The following is a 21741-nucleotide window of genomic DNA, read 5'->3' as shown; positions in this document are numbered from 1 at the left end:
CGCATGAAGGTGCGATCATGCCGTGCTCCCGGTCGGCCCCTATGTCGGGGCTTGCACGGGAGGATAGTATTGCGAGCTCTCGCGCCGGTCGAACATCCCGTAGTCGCGGATGATCCTGACGGCTCGGACACGCAGGCCGCCCGCGTGCGATGACGGGGCGATCACTGCGCAGACATCTCGCCACGACAGGAGGACCAGCACCTTTCCCGGTGTCGTGATGGAGTCGAACACGTCCCACGCCACGAGCCCCTCTGTTCGAGGGTCCAGCCCGAGCATGGCCATCGGGTCGGCCCCGGCGGGAGCAGCCTGCCCCTCCGTCGTCATCTCCACCAACGTGCAGACCTTGGCCGCGCCGACCTCGGTCGCGTCGAGGCGCTGCTCCCGTACCGGGTGTCCGGCGGGCGGATGGCTGTCGGCCGACACCTCGCCGACCCTGAGATGGTAATCCGCGAAAACCTCGGACCGGCCCTTCTCCTGGATCAAATGGTGGCCGGCATGGGTGCGCCAGCGGATTACGGACTTCTCGTCCCGCCAAGTCGAGTGCGACAACACCCAGCCCGGCCGGGTGCGGCTCGCGAAGCGCTCGTTGTCGATGAACCCGTCGATGCCCTTCAGCTCGGGCTTCAGCATCCTGGCGTGCCCCAGGTAGGCGTCCTTCCGGCCTTCGCCGGGATGGACCTCGAAGATGACCGAGAACATGGCTCTCTCCCTCGTCGTCAGGCCGGCTCACGCAGGAAGGCGGCCGAGGCTTGCCAGAGCGCCCCGCGCCCGGCCTCCAGATGCATCAGGTGCGTGCCGCGCCCGAGCTTGACGTCGCGCCGGTCCGGCGAACCGGAGAACGCATCGAACAGCCGCCGGGCGTCGGCGTCGGTCGCGAGGCCGTCCCACTCCCCACGGACGATGCACAGGGGCGACCGGACGAGGGCGGGATCATACGGCAACTCGCCATGCCACGCCTGCAGGATCTCGACGAAGGGGCCGGACGGGACCTTGACGCCATGCGGATCGCGCGCTCGGCTGTCCGGGTCGGTGTCGAGGTATCGCCCCGCCCAGTCCTCGAACTCGCTCCGCGACAGCACCGACGGCTCACGCGCTGGTACGTCCTCGACGAAGCGGTCCCACTGCGCCTGCGCGGTGATGATCCGCCAAGCGGGTCCATCCGGACGTGGCAGGTAGCGGGGAGGATCGCGGCGGGCGATGGGGCCGAACAGGACGAGCCGGTCAATCAGGTCGGGGTGCCGCCCCGCCAGCAGGCAAGCAGGCATGGAGCCCCACGAGTGAGTCAGAAGGCTGACGCGCGCCCCATCGGTGGCCGCGTGAACATGGCGCACGGCGGCTTCGAGCTGTCCGGCGGCATCCGCGGCCAGAAGCAGCGGCCCGTTGTCCTCGGCGGGCTCGGCCATGGCCGCCTCCCGGTTCGAGTGGCCGAAGCCCAGGAAGTCGAGGGCCCAGACGTCGAGGCCGGACCGGCATAGCGCGTCGCGCCAAGAGCCCTCCGGGAAGCGGTGGGCGACGGACAACGCGGACGGGAAGGTCGCCCCGTGCACATACAGGACGGGTCGCCGGACTCCCGACGAGGGCGGCAGCCGGCGCAGGAACAACGAGAGCCCGGTCTTCGGGTCCTCGACCCGATGATGCTCCTCCCGGTCGTCCATCTTAAGGGGCTGCATGGGCGGCCTCCTCCCGCGTGGCCGCCGACCCTTCCGCGTAGCCGTGGCGCCGGATGATGGACCGCTCGATGGCGATTAGGACGCCACTTTCGGTGAGGGCAGCCGCGTTGCGCCGATGGGTCGGGTCCGCCGCGAGGGTTTCCCGGTAGCGCTCGTAGCGGTCGAGGCTCGCAAACTCGATCAGCCCGTAGGCGATGTTCGTCGGTCCCGCGAAGTCGGTCGGCAGGTAGTAGCCTACGACGCGGCCGCCGCAGTCGCGGATGACCGGCGTCTCGTCCTCGACATAGGTCCGGAAGGCGTCGATCCGGTTCGGGTCGAGGGTGTAGCGGAGGCAGAGCGTGTGCATGGGCGTGCTCCCAGGTTGCGCCCCCAATCTGATCCCGGGAGTCCGGCTCTGTCAGCCGCGAACGCTTCGGTCCCGACCGAAGCGTTGTGGGGTGCGGCGAGCTGCGAGCGGGTGTAGGCTCCGCCCATGTCGTCAGGTCCTGCACTCTCCGAGGTCGGTGCCCTCATCGGCGATCCCGGCCGCGCCAACATCCTGTCGGCCCTGATCGACGGGCGGGCGCTGACCCCGACCGAACTGGCCTGGACGGCGGGCGTAGCGCCTGCGACCGCGAGCGAGCACCTCACGAAGCTCGTGGCCGGCGGCCTGCTTGCGGTGTCACGCCAGGGTCGGCACCGCTACTTCCGCCTCGCCTCTGTCGAGGTCGCCCGCATGCTGGAGGCGATGATGGTGATCGCAAATCGGAGCGAGCCAAAGGACGCGCCGAGGCGCGCGACTCCGCGGATCGATCCGGCCCTGCGCGAGGCCCGCACCTGTTACGACCACTTGGCCGGGCGGCTCGGGGTCGGGATCGCCGACGCCATGGTCTCCAAGGGCCTGATCGTACTGAGCGAGGAGGCCGGCGAGGTGACCGAGTCCGGTATACAGTGGCTGGCCGCGTTCGGCGTGGAGATCGAACCGGCCGGGCGAAGCCGCCGCCTGCTCTGCCGCCCCTGCCTGGACTGGAGCGAGCGGCGGCCTCACCTCGCAGGGCGGTTGGGAGCTGCCTTGTGTGCGCGTTGCGAGGCGTTGGGCTGGATCGAGCGTCAGCGCGACGGACGCGCGGTCCGGGTGACTGACACGGGCCGACGTGGCTTTACGAGCGAGTTCGGCTTGCCAAAGAGCGACGGACTGACGTTCGTGGCCGAAGAGCCGTCAATGCCGCCGCGTGTACAGGATTAAACGCGGATACACTCAAGGATCGTGTCCGCTTCCTGCAAATCTTGCTTGGAAGCGGACAGGTAGCAATCCACCCAACCTAGCCATTCAGAGGGGCCCGGCGCAGGGCCGATGATGGCCGGAGACAGAACCTCTGCTTCGGGCCGAGGGGGGCAGGGTCCGCCCCCGCCCGGCGGCTCTCCGGGCCAGAGCCGAAGGGACGCGGTACCGGCGACGGCTCGGCCTGCCGCGAGCACGGCGGCGGCGAGCACCAGCGAACGTGGGTCGATGATCAGGGCCGCGCCGGCCCGGATGTCTGCATGGCCTCGGACGATGCGGCTCGCGGGCTGCCGAACAGTCGGTTCAGGAAGCGGAAATAGACCGGCTGCTTCTGCCGGAGCTCGTCGCGGGTGAAGGGCTCGCGCGCCAACCTGCCGTGCAGGTAGACGCTGGCGGTCATCGCGAAGAATTCGCCCGGGTTCTTCAGGACGTAGGCTCCGGCTGGGTAGAACCCGCCCTCCCTGGCCCGCTCGTAGAAGGTCTGGATGTCCGGGTTCCGATTGCCGCCGGGCAGCATCCGGACGTGATACACGTGCATGTACTCGTGCAGCAGGATCGGGCGGTCGTCGCTCGGGTCCGCGACCGCGATGGTGACGCTGTCGCCCCCGCTATAGTGGCTGCCCGCGCTCGCGCCGGTCTGCACGACCACGGGAAAGCGTCGCAGGAAAGCTTTGGTGGAAGCGTCGAGGACGGTGGCCTCGACAAGGTCGACCTGATGCTCGGCCGCCCGCCGCCGTTGGGCGAGCTCGGCGTTCGGGACATCTCCGGCCATCTCGATCCGGTAGCCACGATACGTCTCGCTCCCGTCACCGGATCGGGACGTCGCGGCCGCGACCGCTCGCGGGGCGGCGTCGACCGTCCCGCCATGGACGGCCATCGTCCCCGCCACGGCGAGCGCGGTCACGGCATGCCAGAGCGGGGATGCCAGTTGGGCTGGGGCCATGGGTCCGATGCCTCTGTTCGCCGGGACCCGTCCGAGGGCCTGCGCTGCGATGCGGATGACCGTCGCGCCCGGACCGTTCCCGGATGTGACGGGACGCCCGCGCCTTGTAACGTTTTGTGACAGCGGGCGCTTTCGCGTTGCGGCCCGGTCACCGGCGCCTATCCTCGCGTCATGTGCGACACCATCACCATCGCCATCGTCGAGGACGACGACGACATCCGTACCCAGCTCACCGGCTATCTCGGGGACGAGGGGTTCCGCGTGGTCGGCCTCGACGGAGGCGCGGGACTCGACCGGTGTCTCGCGGCCGGACCCGCTCCGGACCTGATCGTCCTCGACTGGATGCTGCCGGGCGAGGACGGGCTGTCGATCTGCCGGCGGCTGCGCGAGGCGGGCGGTCCGCCCATCGTGATGCTGACCGCGAAGGATGAGGACATCGACCGGGTGCTCGGCCTGGAGATGGGGGCCGACGACTACGTCTCGAAGCCCTTCAATCCCCGCGTCCTGCTCGCCCGCATCCGCGCGGTCCTGCGCCGTGCACAGGGGAACGGTGCCCATCCGGCCAATGACGAGCCGGAGACGCTCGCCGTGGCGGACCTCGTCGTCGACCTCGCCGCGCGGCGGGTCACGGTCGGAGACCCGAGGACGGACATCCCGCTGACCAGCGCCGAGTACGACCTGCTGCACTGCTTCGTCACCCGCCCGCAGCGGGTGCTCTCGCGCGACCGGCTCCTCGACTGGACCCGGGGCCGCACGGCCGACGCCTTCGACCGGACCATCGACGTGCAGGTGAGCCGGCTGCGGCACAAGCTCGACGCCACGGGCAGCGAGGCGGCCGCGCTCCTCAAGACCGTCCGCAATGCCGGCTACATCCTCGCCGCACCGGTGAGGCAGGCTCCGTGATGGCCCGCGTCGGCCTGCTCGGGCGGATCATGCTGCTCATGCTCGGGGCGCTCTCCCTGCTCGTCCTCGCCACCGTCGCCGTGGACACCTGGCAGCGTCGGCAGGAGCGCTCCCCCTACGGCACGCGCTTTCCGCGCGTCGACCAGGCCGCGAACATCGTGATCCTGCTGCGGGATGCGGACCCGGCCCTGAGACCGGCCATCCTGAAAGCCGTGAGTGGCGAGGCCCTCAGGGCCGAGATCACCGACGGGCCGGCCGACCATCACGACCTGATCCCCGAACCGCGCCTCGAACGGCGCCTGCGCCGGATGACGGGTGATCCGGACGGGCCGCTGCGGGCCTTCACCGACACCGCCATGCTGCACCGGGGCGTCGATCCCGACGCGGTCGATGACAGGGATCGCAACGGTCCCATCGGTCGCCTCGCGACGGCGACCTATCGACTGCCGGACGGCCGGACCCTCGTCATCTCGGCCGTCGAGAGGCACCGGTCGATCATGCCATGGCTGCTCGGCCTGCCGCTGAGCCTGTGGGTGGCCGTCCTCGGCGCGGCGGTGGCCGGGCTCGTCCTCGTCGGTGCACGCCACGAGCTCGCCCCCCTGCGGCGCCTCACCGACGCGGTCAGCCGCTTCGACGGGCGTTCCCACCAGCCGGTGGAGACGCCCCGGGGCGCCCCGGAGATCCGTCGGCTCTCGCGGGCGGTCCGGGACATGCAGGAGCGCATCGTCGGGCTCCTGGGGGAACGCTCGATGCTGATCGGCGCGATCTCGCACGATCTCAAGACCTACCTGACCCGCCTGCGACTACGGGCGGAGGGCGTTACGGAACCGGAGCGACGGGACAGGCTGGTCGAGGACCTCGACGCGATGACCGCGCTGATCGAGACTTCCCTGGGCTTCGCCCGGGGCACGGCCGTCGAGGTGGGCCGGACGGCGGTCGACTTGGCCGACCTCGTCGCCGTCGAGGTGGCCGAGCACGCCGCGCAGGGTATCGACGTCCGCCTGACCGGCGAGGACGTGCAGGATGCGGTCGCCGCCGGGGATGCGGTCGCCCTGCGCCGGGTGGTCGCCAACCTGATCGGGAACGCCGTCAAGTTCGGCCGCTCCACGGTGGCCGTCACCGTGAGCCGGACCGGAGCGCTGTGCCGGGTCACGGTGGAGGACGACGGCCCGGGCATACCGGAGGCTGAGCGGTCCGCCGTGTTCAGTCCGTTCTACCGGATCGAACGATCCCGCAACCGCCGCACCGGCGGCACCGGTCTCGGCCTCGCCATCGCCCGCCAGATCGCGGAGGCGCATGGCGGTACCGTCGTGGCCGAGGCGTCACCGCTCGGCGGCGCACGCCTCGTCGCGACCCTGCCGGCCATCGCCTGACGATCGGTCCGGCCCGCAGGGCGGCCCGTTACAAAGCGTTACGTCGGCGCATCGGTCGGTCACATCCGGGAAGGAGGCAGGGACGATCTTGGCCCTCATCGGTCGCGATGCCGGCTCGGGCATCGCGGCGCACCGGAGCACAGAGAAGGATCCGATGATGTTGAAGATGCTCGCCCCCGTCGCGCTCATGGCCGGTCTGGCATTCCCGGCCTCGGCGTCGCCCCTGATCCAGGACGCCGTGTCGACCGGATCGGACGGCGCGCGGATCATCCAGGTCTATGGCGGCTGCGGTCCCTACGGCCATCGCGGCCCCTACGGCGGTTGCCGGACCGGCGGCCAATGGGGCGGCTACGTCCGCGGCGCCTCCTGCCCGGCGGGCTTCCATATCGGACCCTACGGCCGCCGCTGCTGGCCGAACTGAGCCTTCCCACCCCTCTCCCGAAACCCGTGTCCGGTCGCGTGCCGGACGACCATGGAGGCGAACATGATCCGCAAGATCATCCTACCCCTTGCCCTTGCCGCGGGGCTTCTCACGGCCGGCTCGGCCGCCGAGGCCCGTGACGGCTGCGGCCTCGGATTCCACCGCGGCTTCTACGGCTGGTGCCGTCCGAATCTCGGCTACCGTCCGTACGCCTACGGCCCCGTGTATCGCGGCTTCGGCTATCGTGGATGGGGCGGACCCCGCTGGCACTACGGCTACCGGTACGGCTGGCATCGCCGCTTCGGATGGCATGGCGGCTGGCATCGCCGTTTCGGTTGGCACGGCGGCGGGCACCGCTGGGGCGGCTTCCGACATGCGGGCTGGCACCACCGCTTGTGACGGGCCCGACGCCTCGCCAGGGTGACCAAGCCTCCGATGCGCCGCCCTCGAGCGCGTCCGTCCCGGGCAGCCACGTCTCAGGCCCGGTGCGAAGCTCGACCGGCTGCGGGGATTTATCACGCGGGCCCTGACGGGTCAGCCTGGCTGCGGATATTGGCCGTCCATCATCGCCCCAAACGTTCGCCGCCACGTCGACGTCCCGGAAGCCCGGTCCGAAGACTTACGCGACCGATCCTTGCGCGACCGATCCTTGATCGAATGTTTGGTCGGAAAATTCCTCTGCGCCCCGGGAAGGCCATTTGCAGAGGGAAAGACTGGTCGGAGTGGCAGGATTTGAACCTGCGACCCCCACGTCCCGAACGTGGTGCGCTACCAGACTGCGCTACACTCCGACAGAGCCGGCTGCTTGGGCCGGCGAGCGGACGTATAGCGAGCCCTATCCGGGGCCGCAAGCGCCTCGACGCGAGAAATCGCAACCGAAGTCCGCATGTCATCGGGAGGCGGCCCAACCGGGGGGCAGACGATATCGGGCGCAGGGCTCGCCGGCGCGGGTGATCGCCACCGCTCCGACCGCGTCCGGTCCGAGATCGAGATGATGCATCGACCAATCGAGACGGGCGGCGGTCTCGTCCTCCCAGCGAAGCACGGCGGCCGCGGCCGGGGGGAGGGTGACGCGGAACCGGTCGAGAGGCTGCGCAAGGCCGAGGCCTAGGGCCTTCACCACGGCTTCCTTGCGGGTCCAGCAGGCGAAGAACGCCGAAGTCAGGTCCGGGTCCGGCAGGCTCGCCAGTTCGGCGGTCTCGGCGGGATGGAAATGGGCGCGTGCGATGGTCAGCGCGTCGCCGATCGGGCGGACGGCCTCCACATCCACGCCGATCGTTGCGGTCGAGGCGACGCCGACCAGCGCGTGCCGCCCCGAATGCGAGAGGTTGAACCGCAGGCCTTCCGGGTCCGGATGGGCCAGCCGGGGCTTGCCCCCCGGCTCCGATCCAAAACGAAGTTCGTCGGGGTGTCGGCCGAGATAGCCGGCCAGGATATGCCTGAGGGCGAGGTGGCTTCCGATGAACCGCTCGCGGTCCTCGCGGCGCACGAACCGCGCCGCGCGCGCGCGCTCGTCCGGCGAGAGCCCGGTCGGATCATCCGCGCGGGCTGTGGCGAGATCGACGTGCCAGACCGCACTGCCCGGTTGTCCGGCCGGCGCGGCGATGGGCCAGGACTCCAGGGCCGGCACGCGCGTCGCGCCGTCTCTACATCGCGGCTTTCACGAGACGGAGAGCCGCGGCCGGTCCATGGCCACGAGGATGGTGACGTAGCCGATTTCAGCGAAGGCGAGGGCTCCGTAGAAGACGCTCAGCCCGTGATACCAAGGGATCTGGCTCCCGATCGCCGTCGCGATGCTCGCCGGGATCAAGGCGGCGATCAGAAGACCCAGAACCAGGAGCGCGTTTCGGGGCTCTTCCGTCATCGTGGATCTGTCCGCCTACAGGGTCGTCACCCGTTGGTAGCGCAGTTCGCGCATTCGTGAAAGACAACGGCCAAGCTGACGGCGACCGACGCGTTGCCGTCCATGGAAGTTCCCGTCGTGACTCACGGGAGCGCCCGCCGGAACCGCCTCCGGGTCGCCTCTCTCAGGCGTAGACGTTGCCGCCGGATTGCGGGAAGCGCTCCGCCAGAGCCCGGCGCAGCTTCTCCAGGGCGCGGTTCTCGATCTGGCGCACGCGTTCCTTCGAGATGCCGAGCCGGTGACCCAGGGCTTCCAGCGTGGCCTGATCCTCGGCGAGACGGCGCTCCTTCAAGATACGCAGTTCGCGCTCCGACAGCACGGTCAGCGCCTCGTTGAGCCAGATCAGCCGGCGTTCGCCATCGACCGTGGCGGAGACCGTCTCGTCCGGGAGGGCGGCCCCGTCCACGAGGAAATCCATGCGCTCCGAGGAGGCCTCGCTCTCCTCACCCACCGGCGCGTTCAGGGACATGTCCGGTCCCGAAAGGCGGGCATCCATGAGCGCCACGTCCTCGCGGGAGACGCCGATGGCCGTGGCGATGCGGCGGTGGATCTCGTCACCCACATGCTCCTCGGTGGATTGCATGAGACGGGCCCGCAGGCGGCGCAGGTTGAAGAACAGGGCCTTCTGGGCCGAACTCGTTCCGCCGCGCACGATGGACCAGTTGCGCAGGATGTAGTCCTGGATCGAGGCCCTGATCCACCAGGTCGCATAGGTGGAGAATCGAACTTCCCGCTCCGGCTCGAAGCGGGCGGCGGCCTCCATCAGCCCGACATGGCCTTCTTGCACGAGATCCGCCATGGGCAGGCCGTAATGGCGGAAGCGGCCGGCGATCGCGATGACGAGGCGCATATGCGCCGAGATCAGGCCATGCAGGGCGCGCTCGTCACGCTGATCCTTCCAGCGGACGGCGAGACCACGTTCCTCATCCCGCGCAAGGAAGGGCGCCTCCATCGCCGTGCGTATGAACTGCCGCCGGATCCCTGCGATATCCGCCATCCCCGCCTCCGCTTCGATGAAACGCGTGCTTCTCGTCACAGCCTGCGAGCGCCGATGCAAGATCGGGCGCGAGACCTGTGACTGGCAACGCGACAACACAGGCTTCGCGGAGATGGTTCCCGTCCGGCCGTTGCCTGTCACACGCACGGCAGAGGAAACGAAAAAACCCGGCGCTGGTGCGCCGGGTTCGAAACTGTTCCGAGAGGAAGGCCGTGGATCAGGCTGCCTCTTCCTGCAGGTCGTCTCCCTCGGCTTCGCCTTCCGCCTCGGCTTCGCCCTTGGCGCGGCGCGGGGACTTGGCGAGGCTCTGCTCGATGAGCTTGAGCGCCTCGGTCTCGGTGATGCGATTGACCGAGGAGATCTCGCGCACGACGCGGTCGAGGGCGGATTCGTAGAGCTGGCGCTCGCTGTAGGACTGCTCGGGCTGGGCTTCGGAGCGGAAGAGGTCGCGCACCACCTCGGTGACCGACAGGAGGTCGCCCGAGTTGATCTTGGCCTCGTATTCCTGGGCGCGGCGCGACCACATGGTGCGCTTGATGCGGGCGCGGCCGGTGAGGAGATCGAGCGCCTTCTTCACGAGTTCCGGCTCGGCGAGCTTGCGCATGCCGACGCTGTTGGCCTTCGCGGTCGGCACGCGCAGGACCATCTTGTCCTTCTCGAAGGAGACGACGAACAGCTCGAGCTTGTAGCCGGCGATCTCCTGCTCCTCGATGGCGGTGATGCGGCCGACACCATGCGCCGGATACACGACCGCTTCGCCGGTCTTGAAGCCTTGCCGGCCTGCTGCCGTCGTCTTCTTGGCTGTGGTCATGCGAGAAGCGCCTCCAGAACATTGCGCGGCCTTGCATGCCGCGCCGAACCCTGTAATCCGGGGTGGGTCACCCGGCTTCAGCCCCTTGTCCGAAGGGTTTGCATCTCAGACGCACAACCTGCCGGTTCCCGGGCAAGCCGACGCGTCGCGCGACGAGAGACCGGTCGCCGAAGGCATGGTAGGCCTTCAGCGATCGATCGCATGCGACCCCAATCCTCAACTGAGCGTGAGACCCATCAGGTGATGGCTGGAGGCAGCACGTCGGGCACGAACGACGGCAGGTGATCTTGATATCACAAACCGGCCGCCGAATCAAAGGATTGCCGGCACGGCGGAGCGTCGCGGGGCCGATCTCCCGCGCACTCCACAGCTCCGTGCGATCGAGGGTCCGGCAACGCCGCGGCGCTTCGGCCACGGCGCATGGCGGCCATCAGTCGCCGGTGCCGGGATTGGCCGAGAAGTGGGCCTCGAACTTGCCGGCCACGCCGTCCCAAGCCTTCGCGTCGGACGGGGCGTCCTTCTTCTGGGTGATGTTGGGCCAGGTGCGGGCATAGTCCGCGTTCACCTTGAGCCAGCTCTCGAGGCTCGGCTCGGTGTCGGGCTTGATCGCCTCCGCCGGGCATTCCGGCTCGCAGACGCCGCAATCGATGCACTCGTCCGGGTGGATGACGAGCATGTTCTCGCCTTCGTAGAAGCAGTCCACCGGACAGACCTCGACGCAGTCCATGTACTTGCACTTGATGCAGTTGTCGGTGACGACGTAGGTCATGGGGCCTTCAGTCCTCGATCCGCTCATCGCCGCGATCCGGCCCTCGCCGGGGGTCGCTCGCTCGCGCGATTCGATGCACGGATCCGTTAACGCTTCGTGGCGCGGTCAGCCGGGCCGGAGCCCGATCCTGGGTGGCGCTGGCTCTAGCCCCTGTCCGAGGGGCTGACAAGCGCGGCGGAAACGTAGGCCTCGCGCCCGCAGGCCGGTGTCGCGCCGGGGACACGGGCGGCCGCCCATCAGCCCGGGGCTTCACCCAGTGCTTCGTAGAGCGTCTGGGCCTCGGGCGCCGGCCCCCGACGCTCCCCGAGATCCAGCACCCGCGCGGTCACGGTCGCGTGGGCGGCCGCCACGGTGACGACGTCCCCCAGGGCGATCGCCGTCGCGGCGGCCCCGGCCCGCTTACCGTTGACCCGGACATAGCCGTCCGCGACGAGGCGCGCGGCGAGGGAGCGGGTCCGCGCGAAGCGCGCGAACCACAACCATTTGTCGAGGCGCTGGCGCCCCGGCTTCATCGAGCCTCAGCGCTTGCGGTCATTCCCGGCCTCGAGCTGCGCCTTGAGCGCAGCGAGCTTGGCGAAGGGCGAATCCGGGTCCGGCGCGCGCTCGCGGCGCTGCGGGCGCGGTTCGTCGCGCGGCGCGGCGCGGGGCTCGTCGCGGCGCTCCGGACGGGTCCGGCCCGGCTCGAAGCGCTCGCGGCGCTGCGGCCGTCCGCCCTCGGGCCGTCCCTCGCCGGGACCGCCGCGGCGGCCCCCGTCCGGGCGGTCGCCGCGCGGACGCTCGCGAGACTCGCCACCGGCCGCCGGCTCGCCGCCCTGTCGGCGATGATCCGGACGTCCCTCGCCGGGGGCCCGGTTGGCGGCACCGTCCCGGCCCTGCCCGCGCGGACGCTGGTTCTGGCGCGGATGGGCATGACGCTGCTGGCGTTGCAGGCGCCAGACCTCGACGGGTGCCACTTCGCTGGACGTCACCTCGCCGGACGCCACTTCGCCGGACGCCGATGCGGTCTCCGGTGCGGCCTCGACCGGCTCGGCGGGAGCCTCGGCCTCGTCGGCCGGGCTTACATCCGTGGCGCCGTCCCCGGTGGGGGCGGCTTCGATGTCCCCTGACCCCGTGTTCTCCGCCGGCTGCTCGGCCGTGTCGGCGAGGCGCGCGGCATCGGCCACCGGTTCCGGCGCGACCGTTTCGGCCGCAGCCTCCGACGGCTCAGGGCCAGTCTCGTGTGTCTCGGGAGCGGCGTCCGGCGTCTCGGCGACGGCCTCCTCCGTCCCGGCCTCGCCTTCCGTCGGAAGCGCGGCGGCCACCGAATCCTCGGTCGCGCCGGGCTCGATCTCCGACGTCGCCTCGGCCGGGGCGGCGCCTTCGTCCGAAGCGACGGCGTCGCCCGTCGCGGGCTCCGCTTCCGCCGGTGCGGCCACCGAGGCGACGGGCTGCGTCGGGGCGGCCGCGAGCAGCGGCACGGTGATGGCCGGGCCCGGACGGGTCTCGGGGGCGTAGCCCAGGGATTTCAGGATCGACGCGAAATCCTCGCCGGAGCAGCCGACCAGCGAGGTCATGCCGACCGTCGCCACGAAGGCGTCGCCGTCGGCCGCGCCCACCGGGGCCTCTCCGGGCGTCGTGCCCGGCCGGTAGGCGATGGCGGGACGGATGAGGTCGGCCAACCGCTCCAGGATGTCGACGCGCACGGCGCGCTCGCCGCAGACGCGGAAGCCGGCGGCGCGGTAGAGGCCCTTGGCGATCTCGGGATCGACCTTGATGGAGGTGCGGCCCGAACTCGCGAGATGGGCGATCTCGTCGAGGCCGCGCTGGTCGAGGCCGCCGTTCTTCAGGGCCCAGAGCTGGGCCGCGAGGGTGCGGGGCGCCGGCTTCAGGAGGGCGGGCAGGAAGATGTGATAGGCGCCGAAGCGCACGCCATGGCGGCGCAGCGCCCCGCGTCCCTCCTGGTCGAGGGTGCGCATCTCCTGCATCACCCGCGCGCGCTCCAGCACGCCGAGCGATTCCACCACCTGGAAGCCGATGCCCTTGGCCAGACCCGTGAGGTCGGCGGCGGTCTCGATCTCCATCAGCGGACCGAGGAGGCGCACCACGGTGGCCTTCAGCCAGGCCACGAGCCGGGCCTCGACCTTGTCGCGGGCGGGGCCCGTGAGCTGCTCGTCGGCGAGCAGGCGCACATGAGGCTCGAACAGCTTGTCGCCGGGCGTCAGCTTGGCGACCGGGTCTCCGGTCCAGCGGATGATCCCGTCGTGGCTCAGCACGAGGGAGGCATCGGCGGCCGACGAGAACCGCTCGGCGCGGGCCTCGATCTCGCCGGAGAGCGCCTTCTCGGCCGCGCTGCGCAGGGTCTTGGCCTCATGTCCTTCCGCGCCGGGATCCGGAACGAACTGGAAGCCATGCAGATGGCCGACATGCTGGCCCTCGACGGTAACGTCCCCGCCGGCGGTGATCTCAGCTTCCAACATCGTATTCTCTCTCAGGCGCCGCATCAGGACGCTAGTGCGCCGATCGACGAAACGGCTCGCGAGGCGTTCGTGCAGGGCGTCGGACAGCCTGTCCTCTACCCGACGCGTCTCGCCCTGCCAATGCACCGGATCGATGAGCCAATCCGGACGGTTCGCCACGAAGGTCCAGGTCCGCCCCTGCGCGATGCGCTGGGAGAGCGCGTCGATGTCACCGTCGGTGCGGTCGATCATGGCCACGTGCTTGGCGAACCAGTCGTTCGGGATGCGCCCGGCCATGCCCCGCATCAGGAAGCGATAGAGCTGCGCCACGAGGTCGGCATGGGTCTGGGGATGGACCTTGCGGTAGTCCGGCACGCCGCAGACGTCCCAGAGCCGGCGCACGTTCGCGGAGCCGTGGGCGAGGTCGCGGATGTCGTCCTCGCGCATCAGGATCTCGAGGGCCGACTGGTCCTCGCCCATCGGCGCGCGGGTCAGGCCCTTCTCGCGAGGATGCTCGTCGAGGCTCTCCTGAAGGCTCTTCAGGGAGGCGAAGTCGAGGTCCGGGTTGCGCCATTGCAGCACCCGCAGGGGCTCGAAATCGTGATTCTCCAGCGCCTCGATCATCTCGGGTTCGAAGGGCGCGCAGCGCCCCGTCGAGCCGAAGGTGCCGTCGGAGAGGTGGCGCCCGGCGCGCCCCGCGATCTGCCCCATCTCGGGGGGCGTGAGCTTGCGGAAGCGCGTGCCGTCGTATTTCCAGTTCGCCGCGAAGGCGACGTGGTCGACGTCGAGGTTGAGGCCCATGCCCACCGCGTCCGTGGCGATGAGGTAGTCGACGTCGCCGGACTGGTAGAGCTCCACCTGCGCGTTGCGGGTGCGCGGCGAGAGCGCGCCGAGCACCACGGCCGCGCCGCCGCGCTGACGCCGGATCAACTCGGCGATGGCGTAGACCTCCTCGGCCGAGAAGGCGACGATGGCGGTGCGCCGGGGCAGGCGGCCGAGCTTCTTCTCGCCCGCGAAGGTGAGGTTCGAGAGGCGCGGGCGCGTCGTGGTGTGGATGCCGGGAATCAGCGACTGCACCAGCGGCAGCATGGTGGAGGAGCCGATCAGCAGGGTCTCCTCGCGCCCGCGCTGGTGCAGCAGGCGGTCGGTGAAGACGTGGCCCCGGTCCATGTCGGCGGAAAGCTGGATCTCGTCGATGGCGACGTAGGCCACGTCGAGGTCGCGCGGCATCGCCTCGATGGTGGAGATCCAGTAGCGCGGCCGGTCCGGCTTGATCTTCTCCTCGCCGGTGACGAGGGCGACCTTGTCGGCCCCGACCTTGGCGACCACGCGCAGGTAGACCTCCCGCGCCAGGAGCCGCAGGGGCAGGCCGATCATGCCCGTCGGATGAGCGAGCATCCGTTCGATCGCCAGATGGGTCTTGCCGGTATTGGTCGGCCCGAGCACCGCCGTGACCCCGCGTGCGCGGGCCTGCGGGGAGAGGGAGGGACGAATCATGGGTGAGGGGCGGTCCCTTCGGCGAGGCCGGCAGGCTCGAGGGCTGAGAGAGACCGCCGCGGCGCCGTCAGGGGCGGCGCTGCCGTGGCGGCTGCGCCTCATATGGGTCATCGGAGCCACGCCCGCCATCCCGCCGCGGCATCCCGGAACTGCCCAGACTCGGGTAGATCCCGATCTCCACGGGCGTGCGCGGTCCCTGTGGTGCGACATCGGCGCAGAGCGTGTCCGGCACGGCGGTCAGGGGGCCGCGTCGCGGCGGCCGGTTCTCGACGACCTGGGCCGAGGAATAGGCGTCGCCGCCGCAATCCGGTCCGGTGGACAGGACGGACCCGGCCGTCGCGGGCGGGGCCGCGAGCGCCAGGGCCGCGCCGAGGATCAGGCGCGCGTGTCTCCGCCGTGCGGCGATCCGGGTCACTTGGCGATCCGGGTCACTGGGCGAGGCTGGCTTGCGTCACGGGCGTGCCCGGAGCGGACGCGGTGTCGGGAACCGGCAGGCCGCCGGCGCGGGTCCAGCGCGTCGCCTCGATGATGTTGGTGCCCACCGTGGTGCGCACCGCGATCCGGACGGGCAGCAGCACGCGGGTGCCCTCCACGGGGGCGAGCCAGACCGACATCTCGCGGTTGTCCTCCATGAACTTCACGCCCGGCCGGTCCGGCCGGTGGCCGGCGATCGGGGTGTAGCGCGCGTTGCAGACGAGGACCGGGCCGTTATAGCCGGTCTTGGCCACGGTCCGGGTCTCGCCGTAGCTCAAGCTCACGTCGAATCGGGTCGCGCCGTCGAAGATCGGCAGGATCCGGTTGCAGTTGGCCGGGTCCATGAGGTCGCCGCGACCCTGCACCGGCATCATCAGGGCGCTCGCGGGGTCGATCACGCCGCGCTTGTTGGCGGCGGTGATCGGCACGCGGTCGCCCATGTCGATGAGCGGCGGCGTGATCTCCGCCTGGGTGACGGTGCCGCGCGCGAGCGCCATGCGCACCGCGATGCCGGAATTGGTGGTCTTGGTGGCGATGGCGAAGGTGCTGGGCTGGGGGGCTCCCGCGAAGGAGCCACTGGCGCGGGCCGAGCCCATGCCGCCCGTGACCACGCCGGCGAGGCCGGTGAGCCGCGCCGACACGTCCATGCGGTAGCCCGACCCCTCGAAGGCGCCCGCCACCTGCGCCGTGCCGATCGTCAGGCCCGCGAGGGCGATGTCGTAATCCACCGTGACCGTGGCGGCGGGCGCATGGGCCTTCGGGCGCGCCAGGACCGGGGTGACGCCGGCCGCTGCATGGGCGACGGCGGCGAGACCGAGGGCGGCGAGGGCGGAGGAAACAGGGCGCTTGACGAGAGCGGCGCGCATGGCTTGGTACTCGAGGTTGACGGTCGGTCCCCGGGCGAACGGCCCGGCGACATCATTCCGGCATCGTCCGCGCTCATGGTTAACACATCGTTGGACATGCCACCCCGCGCTCCGGCGATGCGCGCGCTTTCACGGTCCGCCAAGCGTGAAAAATCAGCGCGCGCCTTGACGTCACCGCCCCCTCTCCCCTATAGGCTCGCGCCTTCACTGAGAACGCCGCTCCCCCGGGCCTGGCGTGCGAGAGACCGTGGCCGCGATGCGGCCGGTTGTCCCGCCAGCCTGTCGGACACGCGGAACGAACGGGAATCAGATCAATGTCGCGCCGTTGCGAACTCACGGGCAAAGCCGTGCAGACCGGCCACCTCGTGAGCCACTCGAACCGCAAGACCAAGTGCCGGTTCCTGCCGAACCTGTGCCAGGTCACGCTGCAGTCGGACGCCTTGAAGCGCCGCGTGCGCCTGCGCGTCACGGCTCACGCCCTGCGCTCGGTCGAGCACCGTGGCGGCCTCGACGCCTTCCTGATCAAGGCGCGCGAGATCGAGCTGTCGCAGACGGCCCGCCTCCTCAAGCGCGAGCTGCACAAGAAGCTCGGCGAAGTCGAGACGCCCGTCGCCGCCTGAGGGCTGCCGGGAACGGGCCGCGCCCGATCCCGCCGACACCCGTCTCGATTCCCGAACGGCCGCCGCACGCTGAGCGCGTACGGTGGCCGTTCGCGTTGGAGCCCCGATTCCGCCCCGATGACCGTTCTGTCGCTCGTCGCCCCGATCTTCGGGCTGATCCTGGTCGGGTGGGTCGCGGCCCTGGCGGGCTTCCTGTCCGACAAGGTCAGCGACGGCCTGTCGGAATACGTCTTCTCCATCGCGGTGCCGGCGCTGATCCTCGCGACGCTGACGCGGCCGGGCCTCACCGGCGAGATCACGCCGTCCTACTGGTTCAGCTATTTCGGCGGGGCGGGGCTGTCCTGGCTGATCGGGTCTCTGATCGGCCGGCGCCGCGAGGGCGTCGAGCGGCGGGGCGCGATCCTGCACGGCTTCGCCGCGAGCCAGTCGAACACGGTCTTCATCGGCGTGCCGATGATCCTCCAGGCCTATGGGGAGGAGGGGGCCTTCCCGCTCTTCATGCTGCTGGCCGTTCACCTGCCCCTGATGATGGGCTGCGCCACCTTCCTGATCGAGGCAGATGGCCAGAAATCGATTCGCCAGCGCCTCACGGGCCTCGCCCTCGTGCTGCTGCGCAACCCGATCTTCCTGGCGCTGATCGTCGGTCTCTGCCTGAAGGGATTGGGGCTCGCCCCCGGCGGCGTGGTGAAGTCGCTGGTCGACGCCCTGGCGGGCACCGCCTCCACCTGCGCGCTGATCGCCCTCGGGGCCGGCCTCGTGCGCTACCGCGTCCTCCACGACCTGCCCAGCGCCCTGGTGGTGACGAGCCTGAAGCTCGTGATCCATCCGCTCGCCGTCTGGGTTCTGGCCTTCCACGTCTTCACGATGCCGCCGGCCTATGCGGGCGTCGCCACCCTGTTCGCCGCCATGCCGGTCGGCATCAACGCCTACCTGCTCGCCGCCCGCTACAAGACCGAGACGGGGGTCGTGGCCGCCTCCGTGATGCTCTCGACGCTGCTGGCGATCGTCACGACCATCGCCTGGCTGACGCTCCTCGGGCACGCCTGAGCCGCGTCGGCTTGACCGGGCGGCGTGCCGCTTGTACCGATCGGTACAAGGTGTGGGCCGGCGCGGTCCGACTCTCGAGGAGCCTGGCCCGATGTCCGAATCGCACATGTCCGAGACCCGTCCGCCGCTGCCCCCCTTCACCCGGGAAACCGCCATCCAGAAGGTTCGCGCCGCCGAGAACGGCTGGAACGGCTGCAACCCGGAGAAGGTCGCCCTGGCCTACACGGTCGACAGCCGCTGGCGGAACCGCGCGGAGTTCTTCAGCGGGCGTCCGGCCATCGTCGGCTTCCTGCAACGCAAGTGGGCACGGGAGCACGAGTACCGGCTGATCAAGGAGATCTGGGCCTTCGGCGACGACCGGATCGCCGTCCGGTTCGCCTACGAGTTCCACGACGAATCGGGCCAATGGTTTCGCGCCTACGGCAACGAGAACTGGGCCTTCGACGCCAACGGCCTGATGCGGGAGCGCCATGCCAGCATCAACGACCTCGCCATCGCTGAATCCGAGCGCAAGTTCCACTGGGACCGCGCGGCGCCACGTCCCGAGGACCATCCCGGCCTGACCGAACTCGGCCTGTAGACCGGCCCATGGCGCAGACGGCGCGTGAGGCCGCCATCCCGGCGCTCGCGGAGGTGTTTCGCGAGCACGGCTACGAGGGCGCGAGCCTCGCGCTGCTGGGCGCCCGCGCCGGCCTCGGCAAGGGCAGCCTCTACCATGCCTTTCCGGGCGGAAAGGCCGAGATGGCGCAGGCCGTGCTCGACGCCATCGAGACATGGTTCGAGACGCGGATTTATGCGCCCCTGCGCGACGAGCCCGATCCCCGCGCGGCGATCCGCCGAATGCTCTCCGAGACCGAGACCTATTTCCGCTCGGGTGGCCGGGCCTGCCTCGTCGGCGCCTTCGCGCTGACCGAGGGGCGGGACCGCTTCGCCGAGCGGATCGCCCGTTACTTCGCCGCGTGGTGCGAGGCCCTGGCGCGGGCCCTGCGCCGCGACGGGTGGGCGGAGGCGGAGGCCGCCGACCTGGCGGAGGAGGCCGTCTCCGCCATCCAGGGCGGTCTCGTCCTGGCGCGCGCCCTCGGCGATCCGGCGGCGTTCGGCCGGATGCTGGCTCGCCTGCGCGCACGATTGATCCCGGGCGAGGCGGCGGAGCCGGGCGGATAGACCGTCCGGCCCGGGCCGCTCTGGCATCGGGCAGGCAGGGCGCTCAGGTGCCCGGCGTCAGCTTCAGGATGCGGCCGTCGGCGCCGTCCGTGACGGCGTAGACCGCGCCGTCGCTGCCCACGCGCACGTCCCGGATGCGCGCCTCCAGGGGGATGCGCTCCTCGCTGACCACCTTGTCGCCGTCGAGCTTCACCACCACGAGTCCCTGGCTGACGAGGCCACCGATGAGGAAGGTGTTCTTCCAGGCCGGAAACGCGTCGCCCGTGTAGAGCGCCATGCCCGAGGGGCCGATCACCGGGTCCCAGTAATAGACCGGCTGGGCGGTTCCGCCCGCCTGCGTCTTGCCCTCGCCGATCTTCTCGCCGCTATACTCGATGCCGTAGGTCACCTCCGGCCAGCCGTAATTCACGCCGGGGCGCGGGCGGTTGAGTTCGTCGCCGCCGCGCGGGCCGTGCTCGGCGGTCCAGAGGCGCCCCTGCGGGTCCAGGGCGGCGGCCTGCACGTTGCGGTGGCCGTAGGACCAGATCTCGGGCTTGGCCTTCTCGCCGCCCGTGAACGGGTTGTCCTTGGGGGCATTGCCGTCCGTGTCGATCCGGAAGACCTTGCCAAGACCGCTGGTGAGGTCCTGCGCCTGCACGCGCGGCCCCTTGTCGGAGCGCTCGCCCACGGTGACGAAGAGCTTGCCGTCCGGCGCGAAGACGAGGCGCGAGCCGAAATGCTTGTCGCCATCGTAGCTCGGCATCTGCCGGAAGATGACCTTCGCCTCGTCGAGGCGGGCGGCGCCGTTCTCCTCGATCAGCTTGGCGCGCAGCACGCTGGTGCCGTTGCCCTTCTCGCGCGGCTCCGCATAGCTCAGGTAGATCAGGCGGTCGGAGGGAAAGCTCGGGCTCAGGGCCACGTCGAGGAGGCCACCCTGGCCCTTGGCATCGACCTTGGGAACCCCCGGAATCGCCGGCCCCACCGTGCCGTCCTTGGCCACGATCCGGAGCTTGCCCGCCTTCTCGGTGACGAGCATCCGGCCGTCGGGCAGGAATTCCATCGCCCAGGGGCTGTCCAGGCCCTTGACCACCGTTTCGGTCTTCACCTTCGTGGCGGTCTCGGGCTTCGGGGCCCGGGTCTGGTTCGGCAGCAGCGGCTTGTAGTTGGTGTTGGGGGCCTCGGTCTCGGCGGGGCTGTTTCCGGTCGCGGAACTCGTCGGGGCCGCGAAGGCGTCACCGTCCACACGAGGCTGCCGGGGCTCGACCCCCGCCGGTGCCTGCGCGTGGACGACGGCGCCCAGGCCAAGGAAGGCTGCGGTGGCGAGCAGGCTGTGCGAGATGCGCTTCACGTCGGGTATTCCTCCATGCCGATACGTGCATGCCGGGACATGCATGCCAGTGCTTGAGGCCGGCTTCGGGGCAGGCCCCTCCAGCCCGCAAGCATGGCCCGCGGGGTGGGGACGTCAGGGACATGGGGCAAGCACCGGGCTTTGGCGAGGGTCGAACCCGGAGAGGGGCTTCCGGACGGCGTGCATTTCGTCCGCGATCCACAGCCGTGACGGACGCGCGTCGACCCGCATCACGACCCCGCGCGGCGCGCAGCGATGCCCGTCGCGCACGATGCCTTGACCGCTTCCCCTCGCATCGCCAAGTCTCGCATACAGCGCCCGGTCCCGTAGCACCGGGACGGCGTAACGGGGTTCTGCCGACGCGGAACCGGAAAGGAAGTTTTCCAATGGCGACGGTGAAAGTGACCGACGCGAGCTTCGAGCAGGACGTTCTTCAGTCCGCGGAGCCGGTCGTTGTGGATTTCTGGGCGGAGTGGTGCGGCCCGTGCCGTCAGATCGGTCCGGCCCTCGAGGAGATCTCCGCCGACCTTCAGGGCCGGGTGAAGATCGCCAAGGTCAATGTCGACGAGAATCCCGGAATCGCCGCCCAGTACGGCATCCGCTCGATCCCGACGCTGCTGATCTTCAAGGACGGCCAGCTCGCGAGCCAGAAGGTCGGCGCGGCGCCGAAGGGCGACCTCTCCCGCTGGATCCAGGCCAGCGCCTGAGCCGCTGAGGCCCGAGACGTGAAAACCCGGCCGCGAGGCCGGGTTTTTTCATGTCCGCCGTTCCGTCGGAATGCGGGCCGATGGGAGGATTCGATCCCTGAACGGAAGAAGCCCGGCCTTGCGGCCGGGCTTCTCCGTTTCGAGACCCGAAATGTCGGCTTAGTAGGAGCCGAACTTGTAGTTCAGACCGGCGCGGACGAGGGCGAACTCGTCGGAGCGGCGGCTGGTGTAGCCGCTGGCGGCGGTCGCGTAGGTGGAGTTGACGCGGTAGAGGGTGCCGTTGGAAGCCGAGTAGGCGAACACGCCGTTGTTGGCGTTGTCGCGGTCGAGGTTCACGTACAAGCCTTCGACCTTCAGCGTCACGGCGGACGAGCGGAAGAAGTTCAGGAACGAGTCGGTGGGCAGGGCGTATTCGATGCCGCCGCCGGCGGTCCAGCCGGTGCGGAAGTCGTTGCGGCTGCTGTTGGGCAGGCCGAAATCGGAACCGCCGCCGCCGCCATAGGCGAAGCCGCCGGTGCCGTAGAACAGGACGCGGTCGAAGGCGTAGCCGAGG

Annotated in this window: 24 protein-coding genes, 1 tRNA gene and 1 pseudogene; 10 read left to right on the top strand and 16 right to left on the bottom strand. The window is 70.2% G+C overall.

Annotated features, from left to right (window positions below):
- Nucleotides 1-39 precede the first annotated feature (39 nt).
- The 3 genes from MKK54_RS06330 to MKK54_RS06320 are packed head-to-tail and all read right to left on the bottom strand — an operon-like array spanning nucleotide 40 to nucleotide 2016.
- Nucleotides 40-699 carry an antibiotic biosynthesis monooxygenase family protein gene (locus MKK54_RS06330; protein WP_244009944.1) on the bottom strand — a complete coding sequence of 220 codons (660 nt, stop codon included), beginning with the start codon at nucleotides 697-699 and terminating at the stop codon, nucleotides 40-42.
- A 17-nt stretch (nucleotides 700-716) separates the two neighbouring features.
- Nucleotides 717-1670 (bottom strand): alpha/beta hydrolase, encoded by a 954-nt coding sequence (locus MKK54_RS06325; RefSeq protein ID WP_244009943.1) that lies wholly within the window; start codon nucleotides 1668-1670, stop codon nucleotides 717-719.
- Nucleotides 1657-2016: an NIPSNAP family protein gene (locus tag MKK54_RS06320; protein ID WP_244009942.1), complete on the bottom strand. Its 360-nt coding sequence runs from the start codon at nucleotides 2014-2016 to the stop codon at nucleotides 1657-1659. Before MKK54_RS06320 ends, MKK54_RS06325 begins: the two co-directional genes overlap by 14 nt.
- 126 nt (nucleotides 2017-2142) lie before the next feature.
- Between MKK54_RS06320 and MKK54_RS06315 the strand changes: the two genes are divergently transcribed.
- Nucleotides 2143-2895 carry an ArsR/SmtB family transcription factor gene (locus MKK54_RS06315; protein WP_244009941.1) on the top strand — a complete coding sequence of 251 codons (753 nt, stop codon included), beginning with the start codon at nucleotides 2143-2145 and terminating at the stop codon, nucleotides 2893-2895.
- Nucleotides 2896-3163: 268 nt separating this feature from the next.
- Here MKK54_RS06315 and MKK54_RS06310 read toward each other — a convergent pair whose 3' ends face one another.
- Nucleotides 3164-3874: a hypothetical protein gene (locus tag MKK54_RS06310; protein ID WP_244009940.1), complete on the bottom strand. Its 711-nt coding sequence runs from the start codon at nucleotides 3872-3874 to the stop codon at nucleotides 3164-3166.
- A 171-nt stretch (nucleotides 3875-4045) separates the two neighbouring features.
- Here MKK54_RS06310 and MKK54_RS06305 point away from each other — a divergent pair, with 171 nt between their 5' ends.
- The 4 genes from MKK54_RS06305 to MKK54_RS06290 all read left to right on the top strand — a co-directional run bounded on the left by MKK54_RS06305 (nucleotide 4046) and on the right by MKK54_RS06290 (nucleotide 6970).
- The gene (locus tag MKK54_RS06305) at nucleotides 4046-4777 is read left to right on the top strand and encodes a response regulator (protein ID WP_244009939.1); all 732 of its coding nucleotides are present in this window, start codon (nucleotides 4046-4048) and stop codon (nucleotides 4775-4777) included.
- The gene (locus MKK54_RS06300) at nucleotides 4777-6150 is read left to right on the top strand and encodes an ATP-binding protein (RefSeq protein ID WP_244009938.1); all 1374 of its coding nucleotides are present in this window, start codon (nucleotides 4777-4779) and stop codon (nucleotides 6148-6150) included. The genes MKK54_RS06305 and MKK54_RS06300 overlap by 1 nt, the downstream gene beginning before the upstream one ends.
- 157 nt (nucleotides 6151-6307) lie before the next feature.
- Complete coding sequence (locus tag MKK54_RS06295) at nucleotides 6308-6571, top strand: GCG_CRPN prefix-to-repeats domain-containing protein (RefSeq protein ID WP_244010138.1); 264 nt, start codon at nucleotides 6308-6310, stop codon at nucleotides 6569-6571.
- Between the two features lie 63 nt (nucleotides 6572-6634).
- Complete coding sequence (locus MKK54_RS06290) at nucleotides 6635-6970, top strand: GCG_CRPN prefix-to-repeats domain-containing protein (protein ID WP_244009937.1); 336 nt, start codon at nucleotides 6635-6637, stop codon at nucleotides 6968-6970.
- A gap of 315 nt (nucleotides 6971-7285) precedes the next feature.
- Here the strand turns inward: MKK54_RS06290 and MKK54_RS06285 are convergent.
- The 10 genes from MKK54_RS06285 to MKK54_RS06240 form a co-directional block, all read right to left on the bottom strand.
- Nucleotides 7286-7362 (bottom strand) — tRNA-Pro (locus MKK54_RS06285).
- Between the two features lie 98 nt (nucleotides 7363-7460).
- Nucleotides 7461-8201 carry a 4'-phosphopantetheinyl transferase family protein gene (locus MKK54_RS06280; RefSeq protein ID WP_244009936.1) on the bottom strand — a complete coding sequence of 247 codons (741 nt, stop codon included), beginning with the start codon at nucleotides 8199-8201 and terminating at the stop codon, nucleotides 7461-7463.
- Nucleotides 8202-8231: 30 nt separating this feature from the next.
- Nucleotides 8232-8435 carry a hypothetical protein gene (locus MKK54_RS06275; protein ID WP_244009935.1) on the bottom strand — a complete coding sequence of 68 codons (204 nt, stop codon included), beginning with the start codon at nucleotides 8433-8435 and terminating at the stop codon, nucleotides 8232-8234.
- Between the two features lie 163 nt (nucleotides 8436-8598).
- The gene (locus MKK54_RS06270; RefSeq protein WP_244009934.1) at nucleotides 8599-9471 is read right to left on the bottom strand and encodes an RNA polymerase factor sigma-32; all 873 of its coding nucleotides are present in this window, start codon (nucleotides 9469-9471) and stop codon (nucleotides 8599-8601) included.
- A 217-nt stretch (nucleotides 9472-9688) separates the two neighbouring features.
- A complete protein-coding gene (locus MKK54_RS06265) occupies nucleotides 9689-10282 on the bottom strand; it encodes a CarD family transcriptional regulator (RefSeq protein WP_244009933.1) in 594 nt (197 codons plus the stop codon).
- 430 nt (nucleotides 10283-10712) lie between these two features.
- Nucleotides 10713-11051 carry a ferredoxin FdxA gene (fdxA, locus tag MKK54_RS06260; protein WP_244009932.1) on the bottom strand — a complete coding sequence of 113 codons (339 nt, stop codon included), beginning with the start codon at nucleotides 11049-11051 and terminating at the stop codon, nucleotides 10713-10715.
- A 236-nt stretch (nucleotides 11052-11287) separates the two neighbouring features.
- The gene (locus MKK54_RS06255; RefSeq protein WP_244009931.1) at nucleotides 11288-11563 is read right to left on the bottom strand and encodes a S4 domain-containing protein; all 276 of its coding nucleotides are present in this window, start codon (nucleotides 11561-11563) and stop codon (nucleotides 11288-11290) included.
- A gap of 6 nt (nucleotides 11564-11569) precedes the next feature.
- A complete protein-coding gene (locus tag MKK54_RS06250) occupies nucleotides 11570-14983 on the bottom strand; it encodes a helicase-related protein (protein ID WP_244009930.1) in 3414 nt (1137 codons plus the stop codon).
- A gap of 67 nt (nucleotides 14984-15050) precedes the next feature.
- Nucleotides 15051-15398, bottom strand: a complete 348-nt coding sequence (locus MKK54_RS06245) for a hypothetical protein (RefSeq protein ID WP_244009929.1) — start codon at nucleotides 15396-15398, stop codon at nucleotides 15051-15053.
- A gap of 13 nt (nucleotides 15399-15411) precedes the next feature.
- Complete coding sequence (locus MKK54_RS06240) at nucleotides 15412-16323, bottom strand: DUF3108 domain-containing protein (protein WP_244009928.1); 912 nt, start codon at nucleotides 16321-16323, stop codon at nucleotides 15412-15414.
- A 314-nt stretch (nucleotides 16324-16637) separates the two neighbouring features.
- Between MKK54_RS06240 and rpmB the strand changes: the two genes are divergently transcribed.
- From rpmB to MKK54_RS06220, 4 genes are all read left to right on the top strand, one after another.
- Complete coding sequence (gene rpmB / locus MKK54_RS06235) at nucleotides 16638-16943, top strand: 50S ribosomal protein L28 (RefSeq protein ID WP_244009927.1); 306 nt, start codon at nucleotides 16638-16640, stop codon at nucleotides 16941-16943.
- Between the two features lie 117 nt (nucleotides 16944-17060).
- Nucleotides 17061-17990: an AEC family transporter gene (locus MKK54_RS06230; RefSeq protein WP_244009926.1), complete on the top strand. Its 930-nt coding sequence runs from the start codon at nucleotides 17061-17063 to the stop codon at nucleotides 17988-17990.
- 106 nt (nucleotides 17991-18096) lie between these two features.
- Nucleotides 18097-18570 (top strand): DUF1348 family protein, encoded by a 474-nt coding sequence (locus tag MKK54_RS06225; protein WP_244010137.1) that lies wholly within the window; start codon nucleotides 18097-18099, stop codon nucleotides 18568-18570.
- A gap of 8 nt (nucleotides 18571-18578) precedes the next feature.
- Nucleotides 18579-19154 (top strand): TetR/AcrR family transcriptional regulator, encoded by a 576-nt coding sequence (locus tag MKK54_RS06220; RefSeq protein ID WP_244009925.1) that lies wholly within the window; start codon nucleotides 18579-18581, stop codon nucleotides 19152-19154.
- 43 nt (nucleotides 19155-19197) lie between these two features.
- On the opposite strand, the gene MKK54_RS06215 is transcribed toward MKK54_RS06220, so the two are convergent.
- Entirely contained in the window at nucleotides 19198-20481 is a 1284-nt protein-coding gene (locus MKK54_RS06215) for a PQQ-dependent sugar dehydrogenase (RefSeq protein ID WP_244009924.1), read from the bottom strand.
- A gap of 386 nt (nucleotides 20482-20867) precedes the next feature.
- Between MKK54_RS06215 and trxA the strand changes: the two genes are divergently transcribed.
- Nucleotides 20868-21188: a thioredoxin gene (trxA, locus tag MKK54_RS06210; RefSeq protein WP_056185158.1), complete on the top strand. Its 321-nt coding sequence runs from the start codon at nucleotides 20868-20870 to the stop codon at nucleotides 21186-21188.
- 159 nt (nucleotides 21189-21347) lie between these two features.
- Here the strand turns inward: trxA and MKK54_RS06205 are convergent.
- Nucleotides 21348-21741, bottom strand: a pseudogene (locus tag MKK54_RS06205) (porin family protein); the annotation flags it as partial.

Source organism: Methylobacterium sp. J-068 (genome assembly GCF_022829445.1).
Lineage (GTDB): Bacteria > Pseudomonadota > Alphaproteobacteria > Rhizobiales > Beijerinckiaceae > Methylobacterium.
The sequence above is the reverse complement of the archived record's forward strand: the minus strand, read 5'-3'. Positions and strand labels throughout refer to the sequence as shown.